The 3,454-nt window shown below is 70.0% G+C and carries 4 protein-coding genes; all 4 read left to right on the top strand.

From position 1 onward, the window contains the following. The first annotated feature begins 259 nt into the window (after nt 1-259). Entirely contained in the window at nt 260-994 is a 735-nt protein-coding gene (locus D8M29_RS09925; RefSeq protein WP_127435213.1) for an amino acid ABC transporter ATP-binding protein, read from the top strand. 46 nt (nt 995-1,040) lie between these two features. Beyond that, nucleotides 1,041-1,934, top strand: a complete 894-nt coding sequence (locus D8M29_RS09920; protein ID WP_060973724.1) for a glutamate ABC transporter substrate-binding protein — start codon at nt 1,041-1,043, stop codon at nt 1,932-1,934. Nucleotides 1,935-2,039: 105 nt separating this feature from the next. Then, nucleotides 2,040-2,720: an amino acid ABC transporter permease gene (locus D8M29_RS09915; protein ID WP_049146610.1), complete on the top strand. Its 681-nt coding sequence runs from the start codon at nt 2,040-2,042 to the stop codon at nt 2,718-2,720. After that, nucleotides 2,717-3,454, top strand: a 738-nt coding sequence (locus tag D8M29_RS09910) for an amino acid ABC transporter permease (RefSeq protein WP_148111571.1), incomplete at its 3' end; no start/stop codon positions are given. The genes D8M29_RS09915 and D8M29_RS09910, both read left to right, overlap by 4 nt.

Here is a 3,454-nt window from a genome sequence, read left to right as displayed (position 1 = left end):
GCGCAGGACCTGCCCGCCGCGGCGGACGCGCTGGGGCGCGGCGGCGACGTCGCCGCCCGAGGGGTGCTCATGTGGGGCCATGGCGTCAGCCTAACGAGCCGGCGGGCCGCCAGGGCCGGCGTCGCACGGCGCACCCCGCCGGGTGTGGCGTGCGCTATATTCCATTGGCATGACGCAGATCACGCCTGAGCAGCCCCACGGCGCCCACCTCCTCGACGAGGCCGGCACGCGGCGCCGTCGCGGTGCCGCAGGCGACGACCTGATCGTCCTCGAGGGCGTCAACAAGCACTTCGGCGACTTCCACGCCCTCCGACAGATCGACCTGCGGATCCCGCGCGGCCAGGTGGCGATCGTCCTCGGCCCGTCGGGCTCCGGCAAGTCGACGCTGTGCCGCACGATCAATCGGCTCGAGACCATCGACGACGACGGCGGCCGCATCCTGATCGACGGGCGGCCGCTCCCCACCGAGGGCAAGCAGCTCGCCCAACTGCGCGCCGAGATCGGCATGGTCTTCCAGTCGTTCAACCTCTTCGCACACAAGTCGATCCTGGAGAACGTCACCCTCGGGCCCATCAAGGTGAAGGGCAAGCGCCGGGCAGACGCCGAGCGGCACGCGATGGAGCTGCTCGAGCGCGTGGGCGTGGCCGCCCAGGCCAGGAAGATGCCGGCCCAGCTCTCCGGCGGGCAGCAGCAGCGCGTGGCCATCGCCCGTGCCCTGGCGATGGAGCCGAAGGCCCTGCTCTTCGACGAGCCGACCTCCGCCCTCGATCCCGAGATGGTGCAGGAGGTCCTCGACGTCATGGTCCAGCTCGCCGAGGGGGGCATGACCATGGTCGTGGTCACCCATGAGATGGGCTTCGCCCGCAAGGCCGGGGACCGCGTGGTCTTCATGGCCGACGGCGCCATCCTCGAGGACACCGACCCCGACACCTTCTTCACGAACCCCCGGCACGAGCGCGCCCAGGACTTCCTGGGCAAGATCCTCGCGCACTGACCCCGTCCCCCGTCGCCCCCACCGCACCGAACCAGAGGAGAGCACCATGCTCCGCACGAAGCTCCTGACCCTGTCCGCCGTCACCGCCGCGGCCGCCCTGTCCCTCACCGCCTGCGCCCCCTCCTCGTCGCAGGGCGGCGGTGGCGACGCCGCCGGCTCGTCTTCGGCCGGCGAGTCGACGTCGTCCGGCTCCGGCGAGCGCCTGCGCATCGGCATCAAGTTCGACCAGCCGGGCCTGGGCTACCGCGAGGGCTCGGCCCAGCCCACCGGCTTCGACACGGACGTGGCCCGCTACGTGGCGGACAAGCTCGGCGTGGCCGAGAAGGACATCGAGTGGGTCCAGACCCCGTCCGCGAACCGGGAGAACGCCCTGGAGAACGGCGAGGTCGACATGATCTTCGCGACGTACTCCATCACGGACGCCCGCAAGGAGCGCGTCGACTTCGCGGGCCCGTACTTCGTGGCCGGCCAGGACCTGCTGGTCCGCGCGGACGACACCGCGATCACCGGCCCCGAGTCCCTCGAGGGGAAGAACCTCTGCTCCGTCACCGGCTCCACCTCGGCCCAGAAGATCAAGGACCAGTTCGCCTCCGGCGTGAACCTGGTGGAGCAGGGCGGCTACGCCGAATGCGTGACCTACCTCGAGTCCGGCCAGGTGGACGCCGTGACCACGGACGACATCATCCTCGCGGGCTTGGCCGCCGCCGACGCCAACAAGGGCAAGTTCAAGGTCGTCGGCAACACCTTCACCACGGAGCGCTACGGCGTCGGTCTGCCGAAGGACTCGGAGCGGTGCGAGGACATCAACGAAGCCATCAAGGAGATGAAGGACTCCGGCGAGTGGGAGAAGGCCCTCGAGTCCAACACCGAGGGCACGGGCTACACCTACGACGAGACGCTGAACTCCGGCGAGGACGCCGAGTTCGAGCCCTGCGCCTGACGACCTGCGCCGCCGGGTGGGCCTGGGACGTGACCTGAACCGTCACCCTCGGCCCGCCCGGCGGCTCCCCTGCCCGTCAGCCTTGTCCCGACCCTCGGAGAACTCATGGAATCGATCTCCTCGCTCCTCGCGGACTACGGCGCGGACATCCCGCTCGCGTTCTGGACGAACATCAGGCTCGCGTTCCTCGCGACCCTCGGCTCGTTCGTCCTCGGCGTGGTGCTCGCCCTGTTCCGCATCTCGCCCGTCCCCTCGCTGCGCGCCCTCGGCGCCGGCTACGTCAACGTGGTCCGCAACACCCCGCTCACGATCATCATGCTGCTCGGCGTGCTCGCCGTCTGGGGACAGCTGAAGATCAGCTTCTCGTCCGACTTCACGCTGAACTTCTTCATCTACGCCGTGATCGCCCTCTCGCTCTACCACGCGGCGTTCATGTGCGAGGCGATCCGCTCCGGCGTCAACACCGTCCCGCTCGGGCAGGCCGAGGCCGCCCGCTCCATCGGCCTGGGCTTCCTGCCCGCGGCCCGCCACGTGATCCTGCCCCAGGCGCTGCGCGGGGCCATCACCCCGCTGGGCAACACCGTGATCGCGCTGACCAAGAACACCACCGTCGCCGCCGCGGCGTCGGTGGCGGAGGCCTCGGGCCTGATGAAGCGCATGATCGAGTTCAGCCCGGACGTGATGGTGGCGATCTTCCTGACCTTCGCGATCGGCTTCTGCCTGATCGTCATCCCCATCGGCCTGCTGACCACGTGGGCCTCGGAGAAGTGGGCGGTGGCCCGATGAGTGCCCAGGCCTCCGTCCTCTTCGACGCCCCGGGTCCGATCGCCCGCCGGCGGATCCTCCTCGCCAACCTCGTCTCCCTCGCCGCGGTGTTGGTCGTGGCGGTGCTCGTGCTGATCCAGATGAACGCCACCGGCCAGCTCTCCGGCCGCCGCTGGCTGGCCGCCGTCGACGGCAACGCGTGGCGGAACTATTACCTGCCGGGCCTGCAGTTCACCCTGCAGTCCGCGGGCATCGCCGTGGTCTCCTCCGTGGTGTTCGGCCTGGTGTTCGGCTTCCTGCGGCTGGCCCCGGTCGGCCCGGTGCGCTGGCTGGCCGCCGTCGTCGTGGAGTTCTTCCGGGCCGTGCCGGTGCTCGTGATGATGGTGTTCTTCTACCAGCTGTTCGCACAGGTCGCGCGCACCGGGGCGATCCAGCCCCAGGACGGCCCGTACTACGCGGTGATCGCGGCGCTGACCCTGTACAACGGGTCTGTGATCGCGGAGCTGGTGCGCTCCGGGGTGCGCTCGCTGCCGCGCGGCCAGCGCGAGGCGGCCGCGGCGGTGGGCATGACGAGCATGCAGTCCCTGCGGCTCGTGGAGGTGCCTCAGGCCCTCATCGCCATGCTGCCGTCGCTGCTGAGCCAGTTCGTGGTGATCCTCAAGGACTCGGCGCTGGGCTACCTCATCGGCTTCTTCGAACTCCTGCAGTACGCCCGCCAGCTCGGCTCCGGCAACGGCAACATCCTGCAGTCCCTA

The organism is Micrococcus sp. HSID17227 (assembly GCF_003989405.1).
GTDB classification, from domain to species: Bacteria; Actinomycetota; Actinomycetes; order Actinomycetales; family Micrococcaceae; genus Micrococcus; species Micrococcus luteus.
The sequence above is the reverse complement of the archived record's forward strand: the minus strand, read 5'-3'. Positions and strand labels throughout refer to the sequence as shown.